Consider the following 22,316-nt stretch of genomic DNA (forward strand, 5'->3'; position numbering starts at 1 on the left):
AATTCCACAATGTGCAAGCACTCTGATTGCGCAAACTACGTCCCCATCGACGTGGCCAAGGGCATCTGCCACGCCAACGGTGACATCACCGTCCAGATCGACACGCCCACCTGCCCCAAGTTCACCCCCGGCTTCAAGTGCAAGTTCTGCAGCCACTACCAGGCCGGCGAACAGAACATGGGAACCTGCACGGGCTTTGAGGACAAGTTCTGGGCATTTGCCGACAACGGCGCCAAGAACTGCGAGAAGTTCGAGTGCGGTGCGGCCGAGAAGGTCGAAGCGTAGCTTCACCTGCACCACCCATATGCTCCAACCCTAGGGATTGGATCTTGTCCCGGGGAACCATGGCTCCCCGGGACGTTTTTTCTCGGACTCAATACCTCTCAACAGATTGGTGGCTTCCATGTCTGCTGCTCAAACAGTGACGTCCGGCGAGACCGGCAAGGAGCCAACGACCGAGCAAATCACCAAGGAGACGGCGAAGAAGTACGGCACCTGCACCGTCATCGCCGCCTGGCTCGCGGTCTTCTGCCTCTTCGGCTACCGCTCCTCGTTCTCGATCATGCAGTCCTCCCTCATGGAGGGCATGAGCTGGACCTCGACGCAGGCCTCGCTCGGCTACTGCTTCATGATGACCTTCTACGCCATCACCGCCTACTTCTCGGGCGGCCTCATCGACAAGAGGGGCACCAAGCCCGCCTACACGATAGGCGCGGCCTGCTGCTTCCTCGGCTTCTTCCTCACGTCCTTCATCCCCGAGGGCGCGAGCTGGTCGTTCCCGGTGTACCTCGTGACCTATGGCATCTTCGCCGGCGTGGGCACGGGCATGCTGTGGGTCTCGTCCACAATCTCCTGCCGCAAGTGGTACGTGGGAACCGAGTACGGTACCAAGTGGGGCCTCGCCTTCATGGGCGCCCCGATGGCGCAGCTGCTACTCACCATCGTTGTCTCCCCGGTCCTCAAGACCGCCGGCTGGTCGATGGGCATGAAGGTCCTCTCCGTGATCATGGCGGTCATGCTCCTCATCGCCGCCTCCGTCGCCAAGCCCATGCCGGACAAGGTCGGCGCGAAGCCCTTCGGCCTGGACTCCCTCCCCAAGAAGGGCACCAAGGCCAAGCCCGCCAAGGTCTGGACTCTCGGCGAGGCCTTCAGGACCCGCGCCCTCTGGTGCGACATCTTCGCTTTCATGTTCGCCGTGATGGGCGAGTTCCTCATCTGGTCGCAGATCGTGCGCTACTTCACCGTGGACCTCGGCTGGACGCAGCCGTCGCTCCTGGGGATGCCCCTCGCCAACGTAATCTACATGGTCATCGGTCTCGCGGGCATCTTCACCATGCCGCTCACCGGCAAGGCGTCCGATGCGCTCGTCAAGAAGATGGGCGTCGAGCGCCCGGCCCGCCGCATGATGCTCGTCATCTCCCCGCTCTTCGGCATCGCGGGCGTGCTCCTCGCCCTCTCTGGCAGCCTGCCCGTCGTCGTCATCGGCATGGTCCTTCTCGCCGTGTACTGGGGCATCGAGCCCGGCGGCGCTGCGGGCTACGCCGGCACCGTCTTCGGTGGCGCCTCCCTCGGCAAGATCTGGGGCCTCGCCACGCTCATCATCATGGGCATCGGCCCGTCGTTCGGCACCTTCATGGGCGCCTTCCTGTTCGACACCTTCCAGTCCTACGTGCCCGCGCTCTACTTTGGCATCGGCGCGTACGTGGTATCGACCATCTCGGCACTGCTGCTCCCCGGCAAGGTCGAGGGCGAGTAGGGGCCACCCCGCACAAAACGTGACACTCCCCCACGGGGCGCCAGCTCGGCTGGCGCCCCTTTCTCTCACTGCGAACACGTCACCCTTTAAGGAGGCGAGGCTCATGTCTGTTTCCGAGCTTGTCGAGACCGTGCTCAGCCGGGAGGACGAGGATTTCGAGCGCGCGCTCCAGGAGCCTAGCCCACCGTGCAATGCCGAGTCGCTGGGACTGGTGCTCAACCGCTTTCGCTCGTCTCAGCTTGCCTTGTGGCCGGAGCCTCTCCTAGAGGCATACCTACAGGACCTCGAGAACGCCCGTGCATGCGAGAAGTCCATCGTGCTGGAGCGGGCTGCCTATCTCTTTGGCACCTCATACCGTCCCGACGCCCATCTCATGCTGCCGCCCAAGCCCTACGAGTTCTGCGAGCGGGTCGACCTCGTCGCCAAGCTCTCGCTCATCTGGGAGGTTCGCGCGCGGGAGACCGTCCCACGCTTCACCTCTCGCCTGGGGGCCCTCATATCCGAGGAGGACCGGCCTGGCTCGCCATCGTACGAGTCTCGCCTGAGGGCAGAACTCATGTCCTACTCGCAGCGCACCATAGACGAGTACGGCACCTGGGCCTTTGGGTGCTGGGGCGCGGGGAGAAACCCCAACCTCCAGACCTACGACGGAGCTGCCTTCGAGCTGGGGTTCTCTGGCGCCTACGAGGCCAACTACAAGGGCGCCGTACTGTAGGGAGCAGTGCTGCAGGGCCCTGGTCTGCCTTAGTCCGCCCAATGCAACGCGCCCCTCTCGGCCAGTGCCGGGAGGGGCGCTTGCTGCGAACGCCTTCCGCGCTGATGTTAGAGCGCCGCGCGATAGATCTCCACGATGTCATCGGCCGTGAGGGGAACGAAGCTACCCTTGCTGCCAGCGGCGGCCTTCTCGGCCATCACGCGGAAGTTCTTCTCGTCATCAATGCCAACAGCACGCAGGTCGGCCGGCATGCCCATAGTGGCAAAGAAGAACTCGCGGGTCTTTGCGATGGCATCACGTGCGACGGACATGTCATCTGTGCCCTGAAGGCCCCAGACGTTGCGACCGTACGTCGCAAACATGGGCGCGGTCTTGACGGAGAGCACGTGCTCCATCCACGCGGGTGTGAGGATGGCCAGGCCCTCGCCGTGGGTGATGTCGTAGAACGCGGAGAGTTCGTGCTCCATGGGGTGCACGCACCATGCGTTGGCCGCGCCAGCGTTTACCAGGCCGTTAATGGCATGCGAGGCCGCCCACATGAGGTTGGCGCGGGCCTCGTAGTTGTCCGGCTCCTCAAGCGCCACAGGGCCGTAGTGAACCATCGTGCGAAGAAGCCCCTCGGCCATGCGCTGCTGGACATAGGCACCTAGCTCCATGGTGAAGTAGTTCTCGAACGTGTGGCTCATCATGTCCGCCGTGCCCGCTGCCGTCTGGCGGCGCGAGACGGTAAAGGTGTAGGTGGGGTCAAGCACGGACATCGTGGGCTTGAGGCACTCGGCAGCAGTGCCCCACTTCTCGTTTTTGCTCATGTCCGAAATCACGGCGAACGCGTCCATCTCGGAGCCGGTGGCAGAGAGCGTGAGCACCGAGAAGATGGGGAGCGCGGCGGCGATCTTATCAGGATGAATCACCAGGTCCCAAGGGTCACCGTCGTAGCGGGCACCTGCCGCGACCACCTTGGCGCAATCGATTGTGGAGCCGCCGCCAATGGCCAGCACCATGTCAACGCCCTTGGCCTTGCACGTCTCGACGCCACGACGGACGGTCTCGATGCGGGGGTTGGGCTCTACGCCGGAGAGTTCCTCGACCTCGACGCCCGCCTGGCCGAGGATGCGCAGGGCCTCGTCGTAGATGCCGTTGCGCTTGATGGAGCCGCCGCCATAGCAGAGCAGGGCCTTCTTGCCGTACTGGGCAAGTTCGGAGAGGTGAGAGATCTGGCCCTTGCCAAAGTGGATGGTGGTGGGAACGTGGAACGTGAAGTCGTACATGCTGCTTCCCTTCTCGTACCTGTGTGCGCCAGTCCGCAGGCGCCCGCGATGGCCCTATGGTAGCGCGTCTCGGCAGCAGATTCTTGGTCGCCCAGCCGACTCCGGGTCCCGCTGACGGCAGTTATTGTGCGCTGATTCACAGTTCTCGATCTCAACTGGTGAGACATCACCGTTACCGTAAAATAGTGCGCAATAGTTTTTGGGGAAGCTCGGAGCACGCTTGGGAGGTCCCATGAACCTCACGCCTGATTGCCTCAGTGTGCTTGCTGTAATCAGGTCAATCAGAAGTGGCACGGTACCTGACGTGCACACGGTCTTTCCTCACTAAAAAGGACGAGCACCGCCGCGCCAAAGCCACCAGAGAAACGGTGCCGCTGGAGCGCAAGCTGCGTCGACCTTTCTAGCCTGGGGCTTTCGCGCGAGGCGTGGGGCAAGCGCTCGTCTAGTGTTGCCGTGGCAAGCACAGAAGCGCAGGTGAGCGCATCCGGTCCAAGGCCTTCTCGTCTGTCATCCACCAAGCCCCTCTCCCTGCACAGGCATTCCTCGACGTGGGGAATGGTTTTCGCATTGCCTCCCCCAAGCTCGTCTTTGTTGAGATGGGCGCCGTCATGCAGCCGGAGGTGCAGGTACTTCTCGGCTACGAGCTCACGGGCAGTTTTTCGAGAAACCCCCTGGATCCTCGTGGTGGAGCCGCAGCCTTTGGCACGCCACCAGCAACGACCGTCGAGGAGATCGAGCGGTCCCTCTCGCAATGCGAGGGCCTTCCCGGCATTGCGCAATCAAAACGCATGCTCCAGTACGTTGCCGACAACGCCTGGTCTCCCGCAGAAGCGGTGGCCGCAGCTCTCATGACCCTTCCGTTTGAGTACCTTGGATACGGAATGGGACGGCTCATTCTCAACGAGAGGCAGGTGGCGCCAGACGAGCCTGCACGCGCCGGAGCGCGGGCATCTCGCGTGCCAGACATTCTCGTTCCCGAGACCTGCGTTGGCATCAATTACGACAGCCTCCGCCACCTTGGCCTGGATGGTGTGGCCAAGACAGCCATGTCCTACGCGCTGGCGCCAGGGGATGCCAGGGCGGCTGAAGCCCTCAGGGAGACGCAGGGCTCGGTGCGCGAGAAGGTCATAGTGACCTGCGTCGCAACCGGGAACTGACTGCTCAGGGGCTTGCGGTGCCCCCGGCAACAAGCGAAGACCTCTACGAGAGGCACGGCCTCGACGCTCTGATACCCGAGGTGTTCCGAGCGATCGAGCCTTTCTCTGGATGGGGCATGTCTGAGAGCCGCCTCGCACTTGCCTCGCGAACCGTTTGCAGAAGGAGGCAGGCTCTTATCTGGTCCCTTCTCGCCTGGGAGAAGGGACGCCGCTACGCGCGCGGACTGCTTGAACGAGGTCCTGGACGAGAGCAGGCAGAGTTCCAAAGGCTCAAGAACCCAACGGTTATCGAGGCGGAGATGGTCCTGTAGGGAGGCAGGTGCGCCGTGGGAAGTGGCGGCAGGCAGTGCCTGCAGCCGCGCGAGAAGGCCCGCGACACCGGCTGTGCCCGTGGTGCCGATAGGGCCTCTCCGCCGACAAGTATTGCGCGCTCATTCTCAGCTATTAAGAGCCAACTGGCATGATATCGTAGGTATGGTAAGAGAACGCGCAATGATTTGTTGCGGGCGGCTTGGGAATCAACGAAACCAAGGCCCTGTTAGCACCTACGCCTGCCGGTCTATATCACGTTTGCGGGGTCGTTCGGGCAAGCGGGCACGAACATCGCACGCGATGCGTAAACTGTTCTTGTCTGCACAGATTGTCGACCCAGTGACCCAGGAGGCAGCATGAGCGAGATTGGCTTCCACATCAGGGAGGCGGGCAAACTTTCCGATGATGAGTTCAACGCCTTGCGCCGCCACTACCTTGTCTATGCCTGGGCCGAGAGGGATGAGCACCGCAACCTGCACAAAGACCTTGACACCATATACACCGAGATAGACGGGCTCGTCACTCGAGGCGGCCTTCTGCCCATCGTGAACTCGCTCAACACGTGCGAGCGCATCGTGGTCTTCTCAACGGAGTCGTCGACACTGGCGCTGCGCGAGTTCCAGCAGGCCATGCTCGTTGAGGACAAAATCGTCCACCTTGTGTCCGAAGACTCGCCAAGCGTGGGCCTCATCGACACGCTCACTCCCAGTGACCTGCTCATTGTTGTGACAACCTCGAATGGCTTTGCCCGCAGGCAGCGTGCGGCAATCGAGCGCTGTCGCGCCTACAAGGTCATCGTTACGGCAAGCGAGGACCCAAAGCTGCACGCCATCTTCGACGACGTGCTGGCGATAGGCAGAGACGCAAGCGAGGGTTCGTCGCTCCACCGGATCTATGCGACCTTTGGGGTCACGTACTTCTTCGACCGACTGTTCGCACAGTACGCGCGTGCGTTTGACCCGCTGCTCTAGGGAGTGTCCTGGCCGGCCGTGACTCGACGATTGTGTTGCAGACCGCAACACAATCGTCGACGTTTCTGTGACGACCTGCGTGCGTCACACATTCGCACACGAATGTGTGACGGCGGATGGCCTTGCTCGTGTGTATTGCGCGCGACCTAGTTGGCCTTGCCCTCGCTGCCAGGGGCCTTGCGCGTGCGAGAGGACCGCCTGGTGCTGGTCGCAGGCTTCTTCTCGGCGGCAGGCCTCTTCCTCGTAGCGGGCTTCTTTGCCGGCGCGGCGGCCGGCTTGGCGGCAGGCTTCTTCTCGGCTGGCACCGTGGCCGGCTTCGCCGCGCCCGCCTCGTCGAGCACGGCCTGCAGCTTGGCCTTTGCCTCGGCCTCGCGCGCACGCGCTGCCTTGACGGCTTCCTTGGCCCGCTCGGCCTCGCCGCTCGCCGCAGCAAGTCCGGACTTCGCGCCCGCGACGGCAGCCTCGGCCTCGCCCGCAATCCACTCCGCAGAAGAGAGCTCTGCCGCGGCCCTATCGGCCTCTGCCTGGGCTTCGTTTCCCTTCCTAATGGCATCCTCGAGCAGTGCGGCAAGACGGTCCTTCTCAGCCCACGCATCACGCGCAACAGTGGCGAGGCGCTCCGCCTCCTTCTTGCGCCCCAAGACAGACTGCCGCTCTACCTTGCTGCGCTCCTCTGCCGCGGTCAGCGCGCCACGCGTCTCGTCGAGGTGATGCCTTGCCTGCTCAAGCCTCTCACCGGCACCGGCAAGGTCCACGCCCGCAGCCTTTGCAGCCGCACGAGCATCTCCCACAACCGAAGCTGCATGCCTGCGCTGCAACCCGCCCTCGTCGAGCAGGCATGGGAGAAGCTGCCGGGCCTCTTCCTGCCACCAGCCCCAGCTGTGGTCGACATCTGTGCCCCAGTACTCGAAGGTCGCGTCCACGCCCGCGGAGGCAAGCTCGCCCTGGAGCGTGCGCTGGGTCTCTCCGCCCTCCTCGCCAGCGCCCGTACCGCACACAAACGTCAGCAGCTTCTCAGACAGAGCCTCCACCAGCAGCGGATTGTCTCCCAGGCCGCGCACAACATCAACGGGCGAGAAGGCACGCCAGCCATCGCTCATGGCATCTCCCACGACCCATGCGGCATCGTAGGTGCCCGAGAGCGCAAGCAGCCCGCCGTAAAGATCCGGCCGACGCAGCATGGCTATGGTCGCGTTGAGCGCACCTATGCCCGCGCCAGTAACGATGGGCGCCTCGGTGTTGGGCGCCTCGTCGCGCACCAGCCTGCGAAGCTCGTTCTCGACAAGGTCGAAGTACCCACCAAGGCTCGCCAGGCGGTAGTCCACGGGAGCACAACCTGCATACCAGCTGGAGCCATCGGCCGAATCGACGCAGAAGAGACGCACGCGGCCAGCGTCGATGAGACTGGCCAAGGCATCGACCATGCCGCCTTCCTCCCAGCTTGCACATGAGGAGTCCCCCTCGGGGAACACAATGATCGGCCGCCCAGCGGTGCCGTACAGCGTCACATCAAAGTCCCCGTCCACACCGTCGTGATGCAGGGTGAAGTCCTTGGTCTCCATGTTGCCTCCGTCTCGTGTGCCCAATGCGTCTATTGTGCGCCATTGCAACCCGCATCGGTACAGCCGAGCGAAGAGCGTGCGAGAAGACCTCGCAAGCGGGCAGCAAGATTAGAGCTTCATCCCAGGCGCAGCCCCTGAAGCCCCGCGCCTGTCGAGCGCACAAACTCGCAGAGGTACTTGTTTATCTCCCCAATCTCTACGCCAGGGCAGTCTCCCACGATCCATGACCGGTAGGTCTGCAGCACGCCTCCGGCCACGTAGTCGGTGAGCACGGCGCTGGCGCTCTTCTCCTGCGGCGTACGCACGGGGATGCGCCGCTGCACCCACTCGCGAAAGCGGGCCTCAAGCGCAAAGACAAATGGCTCTACGCTTCTCGACTCTACGAGCTTGCGCGTGAGCTCCCTGTTCTGGTCGAGGTAGTCGCCCACCTGCGTGAGCACGGGCATGGGGTCCTCGAGAAAACCGGTCTCCACCGCCTTCGAGAGAAACTCCGAGATCCTGTCTGCTGCGTCTGCCATTACAGACCTCATGAGGTCATCCACGTTGTCAAAGTGCGCATAGAACGTGCCACGGTTAAGGTCTGCCTTGCGAGCCACGTCGGAGACCGTGATGCTTTGGTAGGACTTCTCGGCGAGCAGTTCCATGAACGCCTCCTTGAGCAGGCGTATGGAGCGTTGCGCATTTCTGTTCATGGCCCTCTCTGCCATTCGTGCCCCCTCCAAAGTACAACAGATGACGAAGCTAGTGTACAAGTCCGGACGAAGTGAATGCTGCGGTGACCCGAAGTCTCTCTGTAACATTCATGATAATTGAACCTGGGTAGAAAACAGCCATGTGTTTTACAACATACAGATGGCCAATATAAAAGAGAGAAGAAATGAGATGGAGCGGCTGTTTCGCGGAGTGCTTCGCCACAGGAGACTGGTCATCACGGTCTTTGTGATACTCACCTGCCTGTGCCTGGCGTGCATCCCCCAGGTGAAAATCGATGCCAACATGAGTGACTACCTGCCACTCAATGCAAAGTCATCGCAAGACCTCGATGCCATGAAGCAGATCTACGGCAACGACATCACAAACGCACGAGTCTATGTGACGGGAATCTCCCAAGTGGATGCGGCCTCGTTTGACGAGCAGCTCAAGGGCCAGCCTGGCGTTACCTCCGTTACCTGGCTCGGCGACGAGGTCGACCTAGACGAGCCGCTCGAAGTTGCTGGCGCAGACACCGTCAAAGAGTGGTACGACGGCAAGGGGTACCTCTATCAGTGCGTCTTCACCAGTAGCGTGGACCAGTCTGAGATAGGTTCCATCCGCTCCATGGCGCAGGCAATCCCCGGCGCGCAGACCGTGGCAATCGATGGCTCGGCCGTAAGCGATGCGGCAAACCTCGCTACCATCAATACCGACATGGCCAAGATTTTGACCATCGCCGTGATAGTGGTCTTCGTGATGGTCATGCTCAACACCACGAGCTACCTGCACCCCATTGTGATGCTTCTCACCATTGGCGTGGCCATCGCCCTCAACATGGGCACCAACATCTTTCGCGGCACCATCTCCTCGATCACGCAGCTTGTGGCAAGCGTGCTGCAGCTGGCAGTCTCGATGGACTACTCGATTGTGCTACTCACGAACTTTGGTCGCTACAGCCAGCATACCGATGACCAATTCGAGGCCATGGTGAAGGCCATGACCAAATCCTTCCCCGTAATTCTCTCCTCGGCAGCCGTCACGTTCTTTGGGTTCCTCTCGCTTGCTGCCATGCAGTTCCTCATTGGCGCCGACATGGGCATCGCGCTGGCAAAGGGAATCGTGTGCTCGTTCTTCTCAATTACGCTACTCATGCCTTGCATCCTCTACAACATGAGGAAAGCCGTCGAGAAGACCTCGCACAAGCCGTTCTTCTCATCTTTCAACCGCTTGGCCAGGGTATGCCGTGCCGGAGCCGTACCTGCACTCATCATCGCTTTGGTGATTGCCGTCCCTGCGTTCAAGGCGTCAAGCGCCGTTAGTTTCACGTATGGCTCGGCCGCAAACATTGCCCAAAGCTCCCAAATCAAGATCGATGGCGACATCATCAACAATGCGTTTGGCGAGTCCCAGACGTGGGCCATCATGATACCCGAGGGCAACTGGGCAGAAGAGGATAGCCTGGTCGATGACCTAAAGACACTGCCAACCACCAAGAGCGTGCTCTCGTACTCCACCGTTGCGGGTTCTGCCCTCCCCTCCGAGCTTGCCGATGAGAGCCAGGTTAAGCAGCTCCTCAACAATGGTTGGAGCCGCATCGTGCTCACCTCGAATATCCCCGACGAGTCCAAGGGCGCCTTTAACCTGGTGGATACCGTGCGCAGTCTTTGCCAGAGCCACTATGGCGACAACTACAGGCTCGTGGGCAACGCCGTGAGTTACGCAGACATCAAGTCTGTCACCACAACAGACAGCACCACCGTCAAGATGGCTTCCATTCTCGCCATTAGTGCCGTGCTGCTCGTCATGTTCAGGAGCATCTCGATTCCCATCATCCTGGTGAGCGCCATTGAGGTCTCCATCTGGATCAACGAAGCCGTACCCTACTTTGCGGGCGACACAATCAACTTTGTGGCATTCCTTGTGATAGACGCTGTCCAGCTTGGCGCAGCCGTGGACTACGCAATCATCTTCACCGAGGAGTATCTCGCACGGCGCAAGCGCATGGTCAAGAAGGATGCAGCGTCCCAGTCTGTCGAGAAGACCGCCCAGCCCATCATCACGTCGAGCTCCATCTTGATCCTTGCGTGCGCGGGCATCACGGTTGCCGTCTCAAGCCCCATGATTCAGCAGGTGGGCGAGCTTATCGCCCGTGGTGCGCTCATCTCCGTCATCGAAATCTTCTTCATACTGCCGCTCCTCTTCCAGCTGCTCGATGGCTTTGTGTGCCACACCAGCTACAAGATTGGCTTCTACCAGGAGTCCGGCAAGGGTTCGAACCAGACGCTACCGGACTCAACGGCAGCCTAGCATCCACCACACACGTTTGGAGTGAGGACAATGAGCAGGACCATGAAATACAGCAGCAAGAAGGGCGTAGCCTCCCTTGGTCGCAAGGCGCTTGCGGGTACCATGGGCGCGCTGATGGGCGTCTCGATGAGCATTCCGTTTGGCGCTACCCAAGCGATTGCCGACGAAATGAACGACCAGCCGAGCGAGCCCGACACCAACACCCAGAGTGGCGAGCCCCAAAGCGCGAAGACGGAGATTGTCTACGCACGCACGGACGCAACGGGAAAGAAGAGCGGCATCTACGTGGTGAACGATTTCCAGACGGCCACCGCAGAGACCATAAAAGACCCAGGCACCTATACCAAGGTGCAGAACCTCTCGACCACGGAGGCGCTTGACAACGCGAACGGCTCGGTAAGCCTTACCACACAGGCGGGTGAGCCCACCTACTACCAGGGAGACCTTGACGCCTCCACGCAGTTGCCCTGGGACATACAGGTAACGTATCACCTTGATGGGAAGCCTGTCTCGCCTGACGAGCTTTCTGGAAAGAGCGGCAAGCTCGACATCGAGCTCAAGGTCACAGGCGTGGATGGCAACTCGCCGGAGTCGGACTTTGCCAAGAGCTTCATGCTGCAGGCGCAAGGCACCTTCCCCAACGACAACTTTGACCTCGACGACTCCGACGATGGCACCGTGGCCGTGGTAGGCAGCAACACCCTTGTCACTTACCTGCTATTGCCTGGTACCAATGGAGACTGGCACATCACGGGTGACGCCAAAGACTTCACGTACTCCGGTTGGCAGATAAGCGCCATGCCGCTTTCCATGGACGTGAGCGTACGAGATGCCGACACGTCAAAGCTCACAGATGCCACGTCAAGGCTCACAGACGGTGTGGACCAGCTTGACTCTGGCGGGCGCGAGCTTGCAGGCACGCTGGACCTCATCAATGCCGGGGCCGGAAGTGCAGCGAGTGGGTCTGGCTCGCTGGCAAGTGGTGCGGATGGGCTTGCGGCGGGAGCTGCGGAGGCCGCAAGCGGGACGTCGCAGCTTGCAGATGGCGGGCACGAACTCGCAGGCGGCACCGCACAGCTTGACGCCGGAGCCCAGAGCGCGAAGGCGGGGTCTTCTCAGCTTGCGAGCGGTGCCGAACAGCTCAGGGCAGCACTCGAGGCGAAAGACGGCTCGCTAACGGCGCTGAAAGATGGGGCATCGCAGGTTGCCGATGGTACGCAGCAGCTCTATGACGCACTATCTAGCACGCTCCCACAGCAGCTTGCAGGCATGAACGCCAAGCTCAACACCGCTAAGACATCTGTAGATGGCATCCAGAAGGAGCTTGCGACAATACAGACCTCCGCCCAGGGCATGGACGAGGAGGGGCAGGCCGCCGTGACCCAGGCTGAGGCTGTGAAGGCTGACCTTGAGGATCTTTCGGAGGCCACCTCAGGCATGGGAGAGGCGCTTGGCTCTGCAGCCACGAAGGCAGGCGCCGCCGCCGGCGAGGCTGCAGCAGCGCAGGACGCAGCAACTCAGGCGGCGAGCAGCGCTTCGGATGCCTACGGCACGCTTGCTGCACTCGATAAAGACACAACGCTCACTGACGACCAGAGGTCCGCCGTCGAGAGCACCATGGCATCCGCGAAGAATGCAGCTGACGCCGGCACCACCTCAGCCAGCGCTGCAGGTAGCGCTAGCGGCGATGCAAAGAGTGCGGCGGACACCATCCGAGCACTTGCGCAGGGCATACAGGGCGTAAGCACAGCAGCGCAACAGCTCCAGACAGACTCGCAGGCACTGAGCAGCACGCTTTCCTCCCTTGAGGGCAGTGCCGGCGATGGCACGGGCATCCAGGGCATGCTCGCGCAGTCTCAGGCCGTACTCACGCAGTCTGACGAGCTCGTAAAGAACTCGCAGGAGATAGTGGGTGCCGCTCAGCAGCAGCTCGGCAGTATCGACGTCACGAGCCTCCAGAGGCTCAACGACGGTGCGCACCAGGTGTCTGCCGGTGTAGACGCGCTGGCCGGGTCGATGCAGACGGGCGGCGGGCTCAAGGGCGGGGTTGATGTGCTTGCTTCCGGCGCATCTGGCCTTGACGCCGGGCTCGGCACGCTTGCTGCCGGGGCCTCCTCGGCAAAGGATGGGGCTGGGCGGCTGGCCGCGGGACTCGACACGCTGAGCAGCGGCTCCACCAAGCTCGACGCAGGGGCGAAGGGCCTTGCCGCGGGCGCCCACGAGCTGGACGACGGTCTAGGCACGCTTGCCGATGGCACCTCTCAGGCAGCAGGCGGCAGCCACACTTTGTCCGACGGTCTCGACGAACTACAAGGATCTGTTGACGGCATGGACGAGAGGGTCCTCGACGAGCTTCAGGACACGATTGACGAGGAGCTCGGGCGTGGCTATCAGCTGCACTCCTTTGTCGACCCCGCCAACACCAATGTTCGTGAGGTGCAGTTTGTCTACGTGGTAGACGGTGTGAGCAGCTCGTCTGACTCCTCTAGCACAGACGGCCAAACCTCGCAGGCAACCGATGACAGCCAGCAGAGCCAGTCGTTCCTCGACCGCCTCACCGCCCTCTTTACGAAGTGAGACAAGGGGGGTTCCTCTGTCTCACTTGGGAAGCTTGCCCTCGTCCTGCGCGCGGCGAATGGCCATCTCCATGTGAGCCAGCATGGGGCCGGACGATGGGGTGTCTGGCAGCGGCTCGCCGTGATAGGAATTGTCGAAGAGCACGCTCACCACATCGTCAAGCGGGCTCTTGTAGCCATCCGCCGAGGGCTTCAAGCCATGCACGACAAAACCAGACGCCTCGAGCGCCAAGGCGATAACGCTTGTCTCCACGCCCAGCTCAGAGGCAATCTGGGGGATGGTCTTGCCCGTGTCGACGTTCTCGATTCCCATCTCCTCAAGAAGCGCGGGGAGGTCGGGATAGCTCGAGAAGAGCTCTCCTGCCGCAAGATCAAGATCGATGACCTTCTCGTCCTCGTTAGCCACGGGCACCCCCTAGACCAGCTTGCCGTTGCAATGGTCAACCATGTGCTGCACCATCTGGGCCTCCCAGCCCGTGAGGTCGCGGCGGCGCTGCACGAACTGGCCGTCGACAAGCTCGTCGTAGGAGACCTTGACCTTGCCGTAGCGCGTGACCTTGGCAGGCTCGTCATGCGAGAGGCAGCCCTCGGCCGTACGCGTGGCGTTGAGGCCCATCATGACGCGCGGGTTGTAGAGCACGTGCGCCTCGCCGCTGTCGTCAAGGTAGACTGCGACGGCCTTCGTGACGCCAATCTGATTGGCCGCCAAGCAGGCACCATCCTCAATGGAGTGCAGCGTGTCGATGAGATCCTGCGCCAGGGATGCGTCCTCGGGTGTGGCGCGCTGGCACTTCTTGGAGAGAATGGCGTTGTCCTTGCAGAGCTCGCGAATCATGTACGTTCCTTTCGGAAGGGCCACCCGTTTGCAGGGCGCTGTTTTCAAGCAGACCATATCTTAGCGCCGCGCGTGGATGAGACAAAGGGACTGCCCCCTTGTCTCAGTACTTGACCCAGGCGTTTGGGTCGCCGGTTTCCTTGGCCAGGCGGTCGGACAGGCGGCCCTTAGGGCTGTTGGCCCACATGGGCGCGGACTTCTCAGCCCATGCCGCAGCTGCCGCCTGCGTCTTGCTCTCGAGTTCTTCCACGTCCTCGGGATGCACGTAATCCGTGGACTTGGCTCCGGTCTCGTGCACCATCTCGGAGAGCTTGCCGGGGTTGTCCAGCAGAGGACACGGCCTCAGCATGTTGGAGCTAAACGGCTGGTGCGCCTGGTAACTCTTGAAGAGCGGGCTCTTGTAGCACTCGAGCAGGCTCTTCTCGCGGATGTTGGAGTCGGAGTAGTGGATGAACGCGCAGGGCTCAACGTCACCCGCAGCGTTGATGTGCATGTAGCGGCGGGCGCCCGCGATGCAGCCGCCCGTGTACTCGCCGTCGTTCCAGAAGTCGGCGAAGAAGATGGGCACATTGTTGCGCCAGTTCTTGCGCACCTTGTCATACATCCCCGCGCGCTGTTCCGCCGTGGCGAGAAGCTCCACCGGAGCGCCCAGGCCCACAGGCATGTACGTGAAGATCCATGCGAACAGCACGCCCTTGTCGACAAGGAGCTGGATGTACTCGTCGCTGGTAATGGAGTCGTAGTTCTCGCTGGTGTAGCACATGGAGGCGCCAAAGGGGAGCTTGCGCTCGCGGAGAATGTCCATGGCACGCGTGACCTTCTCGAACGTACCTTTGCCGCGCCGGGAGTCGGTGGCCTCCTCAAAGCCCTCGATGGAAAACGCGGGCATGAAGTTCTTTACGCGCAGCATCTCGTCGGCAAACGCCTCATCCACGAGCGTTCCGTTGGTAAACGCCGAGAAGAAGCAATCCGGATGGTTCTCGCACAGGCGGATGAGGTCGTGCTTGCGCACCATGGGCTCGCCGCCAGTGAAGAGGTAGATGTAGGTGCCCAGCGCTTTGCCCTGCGTGATGATGGAGTCGAGCTCCTCAAACGTGAGGTCCTTGTGGTTGGCGCTAGTGTAGTTGGCTGCCCAGCAGCCATTGCAGTGCAGGTTGCAGCGGGTAGTGGGGTCCATGAGGATGGCCCACGGGCAGTTGCAGCCCTCGGTGTCGTTGACCTCGCGCTGGCGTGCGCCGCCAATGGTCACGGAGTTCACGAAGAAGTTATGCGCAAAGGTTTTGACAACGTCCCTGTCAACATTGTTGATGATGTTGTCGACCAGATGACGCCAGTTGTTAGTGGGATCTTTCATGTAACCCATGACCATGTTGAAGAGCTTGAGCTGGGCATCGTTGATGGAGTCACCAGAGCCGGCAAACTTGTTGATGAGAGACTCTACCTTGGGTAGGTTGCCGTCGAAGTCATCGTAGAGCATGTTGACTCCCTGGTCGACGGCAACACCGATGGCCTTGGCCTTGATGGAGGTGAACGCGGACATGGGCCTCTCCTTCTCCTGCGGGTTCTACGGGCAACCACCTCAAGGCAACTATCGGAATGTCTGACGCCGCATGAAGCCGTGGTTCCCATCGCATAGAGAGTATCATCCCCTAAGCCGTGCGAGATGAGTCCGCTTTTTGAAATACGTTCAAATCTAGTAGGTGAGTGGCAGCCGCGATGGCACAGCGATGCACAAAAGGAGGTGTCCCGGCCGAAACCGGGGCACCTTACACGTTGCGTGTTGTAAGGGGCAAACGCATCGCTGTTAGTCGATGGCAACCTTCGTGACGTTGGCCTTCTCGGCCTGCTTGGGAACATTGATGGTGAGGACGCCGCCATCCATCTTGGCCGTGAGACCCTCAGTCGCGGCATCCTTCAGATACACGCCACGGCTTGCCTGCCACTCAGAGGTTTCCTTCTGCAGGTAGTTCTTGTTCTCCTCCTCGTCGGACTCTTTCTTGTCCACGCTAATGGAAAGCCTGCCCTCGTTGAGCTCGACGTCTACCTCATCCTTCTTAACACCCGGGAGCTCCGCAGTCACAACGTACTTGTCACCCGCGTCCTCGACGTTCATCTTGAAGGCATCATCGGCGTTAATCGCTGCGAGAGGAGCGAAGAAGTCGTCGAAGGCTCCAAACGGCCATGCCCTGCGAAGTGCCTTCTCGTAATCACTATAAGGAATCATGCCAGCCATCGTTACCACTCCTTCTATGTGGTGGAAGCCCCTTCTTTGGGCTTCTTTGGGTCCATTCTTGTATGTTCCCCACTATGGTTTCTTTATACAAGCAATCTAAGGTTTTCTAAGTTTACTACGCTTGGATATTGAGTTCGGCTGCAGGTAGAGCTGCGCGATGCGCACCGTTGATGACGGAGGGGCGCTTTTGTACGTAGTTGCTGCGGGAACGAACTCCGCAACGTCATTTCGGCGTCGAAGGGGTCTTGTGATGGCTGCGCAAACGCAGGCTCCGGCGTCAAGCCGACGCCGGAGCTGGCAAAATGACAACAACCGGCAGCGGATTAACGCGGCCATTGCGGATTTCCGTTCGCCTCGGCGAGCACCTCGGCGATGGCCTCCGCCGGTGTCTTCCAGCCCAGCACTCGCCTCGCTTTTCTCTCGACCAGACTTGCAGGCAACGCTCTTCCCCGGCTACTGCCAGTTCTCAAAGTCTCTCATGGCTGCCCTGGCAACGGCCGCAAGCATAGCCCCCTTCGCCATATGGGACTGGACACCGTTGGCCTCGTGGTGGCGGCAATCGCCACGCTGGTTCATCGCATACGCCACCGCAAGCGCTTTCTCCCCTGGCTCTCGATGGTAGCTCTGACCATAGCAGCAACCGCGTTTCTCGGCACCGCCGGATGGGCGCTCAACCACTACGCGCCGGAACTCTCCCGAGACCTTGGCCTTGAAAGCTCAGCACAGCGAGGGCCAGCTGGCAAGCGTCACCGCGTACTATCTGGGCCAAGCCGCCAGCCGCGCGTCACTGGTTCCGCGCGAGGAGGACGGTGCTCCCCCAACAGGACTTCTACGAGCTCGCAAGCATTGCCGGAGTGTCGTATATCCCGCTCGCCCAGCGCTATGAGGTCTTCTCGGGAAGCACTGCACCCATAAAGTCGCACCTGCTTTTTGACGAGCCCCTGCTCTACAGCGGCCACACGGGTATCTTCTTGACACTGCAGAATCCAGCGTGCCGCTCAAAACCGCGACCGCCGAGCTGCCCTTCACGATGTGCCACGAGGCAGCCCACCGCCTGGGCACTGCCGGCGAAGGGGAGGCGAACCTCTCGGCCTTTCTCGCCTGCTCTTGTAGCGATGACGTGCGCCTCTCGTACTCTGGCTGCTACTCCGCTTTCAACCACTGCGTAAACGCCCTGCTGGCAGAGAACCCCAAGCGTGCCCAGCGGGTGGTCTCAGAGGCTCCCGCGGGCGAGGACGGCTCAGGCGTTGAGCTTGTACTGCAAGACCGAACAGCCGCACGGCAGCACTACCAGGCCTACAAGGGCCCCTTTGAAGACGTGGGCACCACGGCCAACGACACCTACCTCAGAAGCTTTGGCGGAAAGGATGGGGCTCGCTCATACGGCCTGGTGGTGGACTACCTGCTTGCCTGGTTGGACGCGTAGCGATCGGCATCCCGCTTGATGCGGTCTGCCTCGCGCTTCTCCCCTGCACTCGGAACCGGCAGATGCGAGCTCAAGTCTGTGGGGGCATCCTGGCCGTACCGCACGATGTCGTTCTCGAGAACGCCAGCCGTATCCTCGGGCAGATATGCCGAGAGGCTCCCCCCGTTGCAGACGAACTCTGCGCAGCCATCGTCGCCCACGCAGGTATCAGACTCTCCGCCAAGAACGGAAACCCACCGCTCGCCGGCATGGCGAGCGCCCACGTACATGCGCTTTGAGCCGCCCTCGCGATCGGTAAGCACGCAGGCAACACCAGAGCCGCCATGGCGCCCGTCACCCTCGCGTGCCCAACCAATAACGTCCGGGTCGTCCAGGTAGTCGTGCTGTGGGCCGTAGGCAAAGCGACGGCGAAGCTCCATGAGGAGAGGCAGCTCGCGAACGGCGGGGATGTTGCCGTCATTAGGCATGCCAAAGAGGTCACCGTAAAAGACGCAAGGGTAGCCCGCCTCGCGCAGCAGGATGAGCGCGTACGCCGAGGGCTTAAACCAGCTCTGGACAAAGGACTGAAGCGCCTGGCCAGGCTGGGTGTCATGATTTTCAACAAAGGTAACGGCGCGCATTGGGTCTGACCCCACAAGGGTCCCATCGAAGAGATGGCGCAGGTCAACGTTACCAAAGGAGCAGGACGCCTCGTAGAGGTGGTAGTGAAGGGGCACGTCAAAGAGGCTCATGGCACGCTCAGCACCTAGGTAGGCCTTGAGTTCTCCCAGGTCGGGCGACCAGTACTCCCCCACCGTGAAAAGCTCCTTGCCAAACTCCTGCCTAAGCGCAGGAAGCCAGCGGAGAAAGAACTGCCGGCCCATATGCTTGAGCGCGTCGAGCCTGAAGCCGTCAAGGTTGCAGGTTGAGAGGTACCATTCGCCCCAGCGCAGGAGCTCGTCATAGACAGGCTGGTACATCTCGTCCACATCGCAGCCCATGAGATAGTCATAGTTGCCGTTGTCGTGATGATCGACCTGCTCGCTCCAGTGTTTGCCGTCAAAGAGGTAAATCGCATTTGTGTGGGTGGCCTCGTCATAGTCGACCCCGTGAAAGCAGGTCCAGTTCCACTTGAAGCCAGAATACGTGTCACCGCGCCCCGGAAAGTCAAAGCGCGTCCAAGCGGTAATGTCACGCGGGGCCGATGTGGGCTGCTCGCGGTTGTACGATGCCATCTCTGTTGCGCGCACGCGCTCAGTGCCATCGGCGCCCATGCGGTGGTCGAGAACCACGTCGGCGAGAACCTCCATGCCCGCCGCGTGCAGGGCGTCTATCGCGGCAAGGTACTCTTCCTTCGTACCATACTTCGTGCGCACGGAGCCCTTCTGGTCAAACTCTCCTAGATCGTACGTGTCATACACGCCATAGCCAACATCGTCTACCCCAGCCATCCCCTTGTAGGCAGGCGGCAGCCATACGGCAGTTATTCCGTTGTCGGCAAAGAGCCGGGCGTCTTCTGCCAGCCGACGCCAGTGCCTGCCATCTGCGTCTAGGTACCAGGAGAAGCCTTGGAGCATCGTACCGTTCACGCGCACGCCCCCATCAAAATCCAAATGATAATCATGCCCTCATCCTACACGCGTGGGGTGCGCGCAAGCCGCAACGGCGACAACAATTGCCAGGAGAATGGCAGGCGCAAATCCAATGAGCCCAAGAACGAGCGACGCGGCGAAGAGCCACCAAAACGCCCGAAGCCCCGCGCCAATCACCCATCCCAGGGCACGGAAGATGCCCACAACAAGGGCAAAGACCAGCCAGACCGCCAGCACGGCGAGCATGACCGGCGCCAAGACAACGGCAAGGGCTGATGCGAGAAGCAACATAATCATGATCATGAGAACCTTCCCTTCGGGCGCGCAGATGCGCCGCAGCCAAATCGTACCCCATTCGCTCACCCGACTAGCATTATGCGCGCGGTTCACGTGGTCTTTGCATCGGCCAGAGCCACCGGCAAGCCGGCAGGAGAGACCATTGCCCGTACTTCTCGTAACATACTTGAAACAATATTGCCGACGTGTTACAAAAGAGGTGCAAAGTTGAAGGCCGCTCAAGAAAGTCGCAGGTGACGGCATATGCCCATCATTTCCACATCCAGCCCGCTCATCATCCTAACCGTGTTCCTCATCATGCTTGCGCTGCTCTTTGGTACCGTGCTCGCAGCGGCAACGGCGCAGGCAATCGTGAACAAGGTTCGTGGCCAGCGTGGCCCGCAGGAGAATGTGACCACCTACCCAACCATGCTCTATCCGCACTTCTAGGCGCCGGCGAGAAGCGCAGGCGAGAGCGCTGGCACCAAGCGCATGGGAGGCTCGCGACGGCCTGGGCGGAAACCCCGCCCGGGCCGTCGTTGTGTATGGCGCAGCCGAAAGGCTTGCGCTGCGCGGCGCTAGCCGCGCCGGTTCGCTCCAAGCCGCAGCTGGTGAAGCCCGCGCAACGTGAGCGTCTCGTCCACCTCGGCGGCATGGGCCATGAGTGGTGCCACGCGACTGGCGCTGCTGCCTGTAAGAACGATGCGGGCCTCTCCACCAAGCTCTTCGAATACGCGGCTGAGAAGGCCGTCCACGCGGGCAGTCTCGCCAAAGACCACGCCAGACTGCATGGCCTCGCGCGTGGAGCGCCCGATAGCCTCCTTCGGCGCCTGCAGCTCGATGACGGGCAGCCGGGCGGCCGCATGGGAGAGCGCCCGTGCCCCAAGTGCGAGGCCCGGCGCAATGATGCCACCGAGAAAGACACCTTCGGCATCGATTACCTCGATGTTCACGGTTGTCCCAAAGTCCACTACAACAACGGGCGAGCCATATGCGGATTTGGCTGCCACAACGTCGGCTATGCGGTCGGGGCCAATCTCGGCGGGGTCTCGGTAGCGCATGCGTAGGCCGGTCTTGAGGCCCGGCCCCACCACAATGGGGCGCGTATGACAGGCCGTGGCAAGCGCTGCCGACCACGCCTCGGTAAGCGGCGGCACCACACACGAGAGGACTGCATCGAGCGGCGGCTCGGCGGCTGCCGCGCGCTCCGACGAGAGCGAGCGCTGCCCGGCCACGTCACGCGCAAGCACGCCCAGGACCTGCGCCACCTGCATGCGGGCCTCATCGGCCGTGATCCTTGCGGGCGTGGTGAGCTCCCAGGTCCCCAGCGGCTCGTCCGTCTCGCCAGCATCTGCCGAGAAAAGGCCAAAGCCGGTGGAGGTGTTTCCCACGTCTACGGCCAGGACGCAGTGCCCCTCGCCGACAGGCACTGGCCGCTCGGCCTGCTCGCCCTTTGCCACGCGTACTCCCCTCGACGCTGACGGATCGCCCCTTTCGCTATACTCTACCAAGTCCGCGCGCTGGTCCGGCGCACGGGCACCGGTAACCCGACTCCTCGGCCTGCATTCGCCGGCCGCCAGGGGGAGCGGATATACGCAAAGGAGAGCAACATGGGCAATTCTTCCGGCCACGCCACGTGGCGTGGACAGCTGACGGCGCGTGGCGTCGTCATTGGCTGCATTGGCTGCGTCGTTATCACCGCATCCTCGGCTTACACGGCGCTCAAACTCGGTGCGCTTCCGTGGCCGATTGTGTTCGCAGCCATAGTTTCGCTCTTCTTCCTCAAGCTTCTTGGAGACGCCAGCCTCAACGAGGCCAACGTCACGCATACCATCATGTCCGCAGGCGCCATGGTCGCGGGAGGGCTTGCCTTCACCATCCCTGGCGCCTGGATGCTCGGGTACGCCGGCGAGGTGGGGTTTGTTCAGATGCTTGCTGTGGCCCTTGCCGGCACGGGGCTGGGCCTCGTAGCCACCGCCATCATCCATCGGCACTTCATCGTTGATGTAAACCTCGAGTTCCCCATGGGGGCCTCCGCGGCGCAGACCCTGCGCGCAACCGAGGCCGGCGGCAGGACCGGACGACGCCTCTTCGCCTCGATGGGGCTTGCCGGTATTTATGCCGTGCTGCGCGACGCCCTCGGCGCGGTGCCCTCCATGCTGGCGACGCTCCCCATCCCTGGTGTGAGCTTTGGCATCTACAATTCGCCGATGATGGTCTCGGTAGGCTTCCTTGTGGGTGGCGCTGCCGTGGCCTGGTGGTTTGCGGGGGCTCTTCTCGCCAACTTTGGCGTTGTGGTGGCGGGCAGTGCCGCTGGGCTTTGGGAAGTTGACGCAGCGCAGGGCATCGTGAAGAGCCTGGGCATGGGACTCATGATGGGCGCTGGCCTGGCCGTGGTGGCAAAGGACATCCTGCCGCAGCTTGCGGGCATCGTGCGTGGGGTGCGAGGCCCCTCAAGCGCCTCGGACGGTGCGGCAGGCGGTCAAGGGTCGCTCGTCACCGGCAGCGTCCGCACTGACGCCGGCACCTTCGCCGTGATTGCCGCTGCCATCGTGGTCCTCATGTGCATGGGACTCGGTCTCTCGCCGCTGGTAAGCGTTGTAGTGGTGCTTCTCGCCTTTGTGACCACCGCGATGAGCGCGCAGTCGTGCGGACAGA

At 61.8% G+C, this 22,316-nt stretch carries 22 protein-coding genes; 11 read left to right on the plus strand and 11 right to left on the minus strand.

Annotated elements, in window-relative coordinates; genetic code table 11:
* Nucleotides 1–9: 9 nt before the first annotated feature.
* The 3 genes from hpdC (at nt 10) to ACO59D_RS06620 (ending at nt 2,471) form a co-directional block, all read left to right on the plus strand.
* On the plus strand, nt 10–285 hold the full coding sequence (gene hpdC / locus ACO59D_RS06610; protein WP_130811011.1) for a 4-hydroxyphenylacetate decarboxylase small subunit: 276 nt from the start codon (nt 10–12) through the stop codon (nt 283–285).
* A gap of 118 nt (nt 286–403) precedes the next feature.
* Nucleotides 404–1,756 carry an MFS transporter gene (locus tag ACO59D_RS06615; protein ID WP_485126301.1) on the plus strand — a complete coding sequence of 451 codons (1,353 nt, stop codon included), beginning with the start codon at nt 404–406 and terminating at the stop codon, nt 1,754–1,756.
* Nucleotides 1,757–1,859: 103 nt separating this feature from the next.
* Nucleotides 1,860–2,471 (plus strand): DUF4125 family protein, encoded by a 612-nt coding sequence (locus tag ACO59D_RS06620; RefSeq protein WP_130811013.1) that lies wholly within the window; start codon nt 1,860–1,862, stop codon nt 2,469–2,471.
* Between the two features lie 107 nt (nt 2,472–2,578).
* Here the strand turns inward: ACO59D_RS06620 and ACO59D_RS06625 are convergent, their stop codons facing one another.
* Nucleotides 2,579–3,739, minus strand: a complete 1,161-nt coding sequence (locus ACO59D_RS06625; protein ID WP_485126302.1) for an iron-containing alcohol dehydrogenase — start codon at nt 3,737–3,739, stop codon at nt 2,579–2,581.
* 548 nt (nt 3,740–4,287) lie between these two features.
* Here ACO59D_RS06625 and ACO59D_RS06630 point away from each other — a divergent pair.
* From ACO59D_RS06630 to ACO59D_RS06640, 3 genes are all read left to right on the plus strand, one after another.
* Nucleotides 4,288–4,896 (plus strand): hypothetical protein, encoded by a 609-nt coding sequence (locus tag ACO59D_RS06630; protein ID WP_485126303.1) that lies wholly within the window; start codon nt 4,288–4,290, stop codon nt 4,894–4,896.
* A 116-nt stretch (nt 4,897–5,012) separates the two neighbouring features.
* Nucleotides 5,013–5,207, plus strand: a complete 195-nt coding sequence (locus ACO59D_RS06635; protein WP_485126304.1) for a hypothetical protein — start codon at nt 5,013–5,015, stop codon at nt 5,205–5,207.
* Between the two features lie 357 nt (nt 5,208–5,564).
* Complete coding sequence (locus ACO59D_RS06640) at nt 5,565–6,179, plus strand: phosphoheptose isomerase family protein (protein ID WP_485126305.1); 615 nt, start codon at nt 5,565–5,567, stop codon at nt 6,177–6,179.
* A gap of 146 nt (nt 6,180–6,325) precedes the next feature.
* Here the strand turns inward: ACO59D_RS06640 and ACO59D_RS06645 are convergent, their stop codons facing one another.
* Both ACO59D_RS06645 and ACO59D_RS06650 read right to left on the minus strand, forming a co-directional pair.
* Complete coding sequence (locus tag ACO59D_RS06645; protein WP_485126306.1) at nt 6,326–7,741, minus strand: hypothetical protein; 1,416 nt, start codon at nt 7,739–7,741, stop codon at nt 6,326–6,328.
* Nucleotides 7,742–7,857: 116 nt separating this feature from the next.
* On the minus strand, nt 7,858–8,448 hold the full coding sequence (locus ACO59D_RS06650; RefSeq protein WP_165443517.1) for a TetR/AcrR family transcriptional regulator: 591 nt from the start codon (nt 8,446–8,448) through the stop codon (nt 7,858–7,860).
* Between the two features lie 175 nt (nt 8,449–8,623).
* Here ACO59D_RS06650 and ACO59D_RS06655 point away from each other — a divergent pair, with 175 nt between their 5' ends.
* Together ACO59D_RS06655 and ACO59D_RS06660 are read left to right on the plus strand one after the other, a co-directional pair.
* Complete coding sequence (locus ACO59D_RS06655; RefSeq protein WP_485126307.1) at nt 8,624–10,741, plus strand: efflux RND transporter permease subunit; 2,118 nt, start codon at nt 8,624–8,626, stop codon at nt 10,739–10,741.
* Nucleotides 10,742–10,783: 42 nt separating this feature from the next.
* Nucleotides 10,784–13,318: a hypothetical protein gene (locus ACO59D_RS06660; RefSeq protein ID WP_485126308.1), complete on the plus strand. Its 2,535-nt coding sequence runs from the start codon at nt 10,784–10,786 to the stop codon at nt 13,316–13,318.
* Between the two features lie 21 nt (nt 13,319–13,339).
* Here the strand turns inward: ACO59D_RS06660 and ACO59D_RS06665 are convergent, their stop codons facing one another.
* The 5 genes from ACO59D_RS06665 to ACO59D_RS06685 form a co-directional block, all read right to left on the minus strand.
* Nucleotides 13,340–13,723 carry a hypothetical protein gene (locus ACO59D_RS06665; RefSeq protein WP_485126309.1) on the minus strand — a complete coding sequence of 128 codons (384 nt, stop codon included), beginning with the start codon at nt 13,721–13,723 and terminating at the stop codon, nt 13,340–13,342.
* 9 nt (nt 13,724–13,732) lie between these two features.
* Nucleotides 13,733–14,152, minus strand: coding sequence for a peptide deformylase (locus ACO59D_RS06670; protein WP_485126310.1), 420 nt, complete (start codon nt 14,150–14,152; stop codon nt 13,733–13,735).
* Nucleotides 14,153–14,255: 103 nt separating this feature from the next.
* Entirely contained in the window at nt 14,256–15,692 is a 1,437-nt protein-coding gene (locus ACO59D_RS06675; protein WP_485126311.1) for a radical SAM/SPASM domain-containing protein, read from the minus strand.
* A gap of 264 nt (nt 15,693–15,956) precedes the next feature.
* A complete protein-coding gene (locus tag ACO59D_RS06680; protein WP_485126312.1) occupies nt 15,957–16,385 on the minus strand; it encodes an Hsp20/alpha crystallin family protein in 429 nt (142 codons plus the stop codon).
* A gap of 453 nt (nt 16,386–16,838) precedes the next feature.
* Complete coding sequence (locus ACO59D_RS06685; RefSeq protein ID WP_485126313.1) at nt 16,839–17,063, minus strand: hypothetical protein; 225 nt, start codon at nt 17,061–17,063, stop codon at nt 16,839–16,841.
* Nucleotides 17,064–17,376: 313 nt separating this feature from the next.
* Between ACO59D_RS06685 and ACO59D_RS06690 the strand changes: the two genes are divergently transcribed.
* Nucleotides 17,377–17,811 carry a DUF3810 family protein gene (locus ACO59D_RS06690; RefSeq protein ID WP_485126314.1) on the plus strand — a complete coding sequence of 145 codons (435 nt, stop codon included), beginning with the start codon at nt 17,377–17,379 and terminating at the stop codon, nt 17,809–17,811.
* Here ACO59D_RS06690 and ACO59D_RS06695 read toward each other — a convergent pair.
* Together ACO59D_RS06695 and ACO59D_RS06700 are read right to left on the minus strand one after the other, a co-directional pair.
* Entirely contained in the window at nt 17,784–19,403 is a 1,620-nt protein-coding gene (locus ACO59D_RS06695; protein ID WP_485126315.1) for an alpha-amylase, read from the minus strand. The genes ACO59D_RS06690 and ACO59D_RS06695 overlap by 28 nt on opposite strands.
* 15 nt (nt 19,404–19,418) lie before the next feature.
* Nucleotides 19,419–19,685, minus strand: coding sequence for a hypothetical protein (locus tag ACO59D_RS06700; RefSeq protein WP_485126316.1), 267 nt, complete (start codon nt 19,683–19,685; stop codon nt 19,419–19,421).
* Between the two features lie 237 nt (nt 19,686–19,922).
* On the opposite strand from ACO59D_RS06700, the gene ACO59D_RS06705 reads away from it, so the two are divergent.
* Nucleotides 19,923–20,108, plus strand: a complete 186-nt coding sequence (locus ACO59D_RS06705; RefSeq protein ID WP_485126317.1) for a hypothetical protein — start codon at nt 19,923–19,925, stop codon at nt 20,106–20,108.
* Nucleotides 20,109–20,236: 128 nt separating this feature from the next.
* Here the strand turns inward: ACO59D_RS06705 and ACO59D_RS06710 are convergent, their stop codons facing one another.
* Nucleotides 20,237–21,118 carry a type III pantothenate kinase gene (locus tag ACO59D_RS06710; RefSeq protein WP_485126318.1) on the minus strand — a complete coding sequence of 294 codons (882 nt, stop codon included), beginning with the start codon at nt 21,116–21,118 and terminating at the stop codon, nt 20,237–20,239.
* Between the two features lie 150 nt (nt 21,119–21,268).
* Between ACO59D_RS06710 and ACO59D_RS06715 the strand changes: the two genes are divergently transcribed.
* On the plus strand, nt 21,269–22,316 hold a 1,048-nt coding region (locus ACO59D_RS06715; RefSeq protein WP_485126319.1), incomplete at its 3' end, for an OPT/YSL family transporter.

It is taken from the genome of Tractidigestivibacter sp., assembly GCF_057241865.1.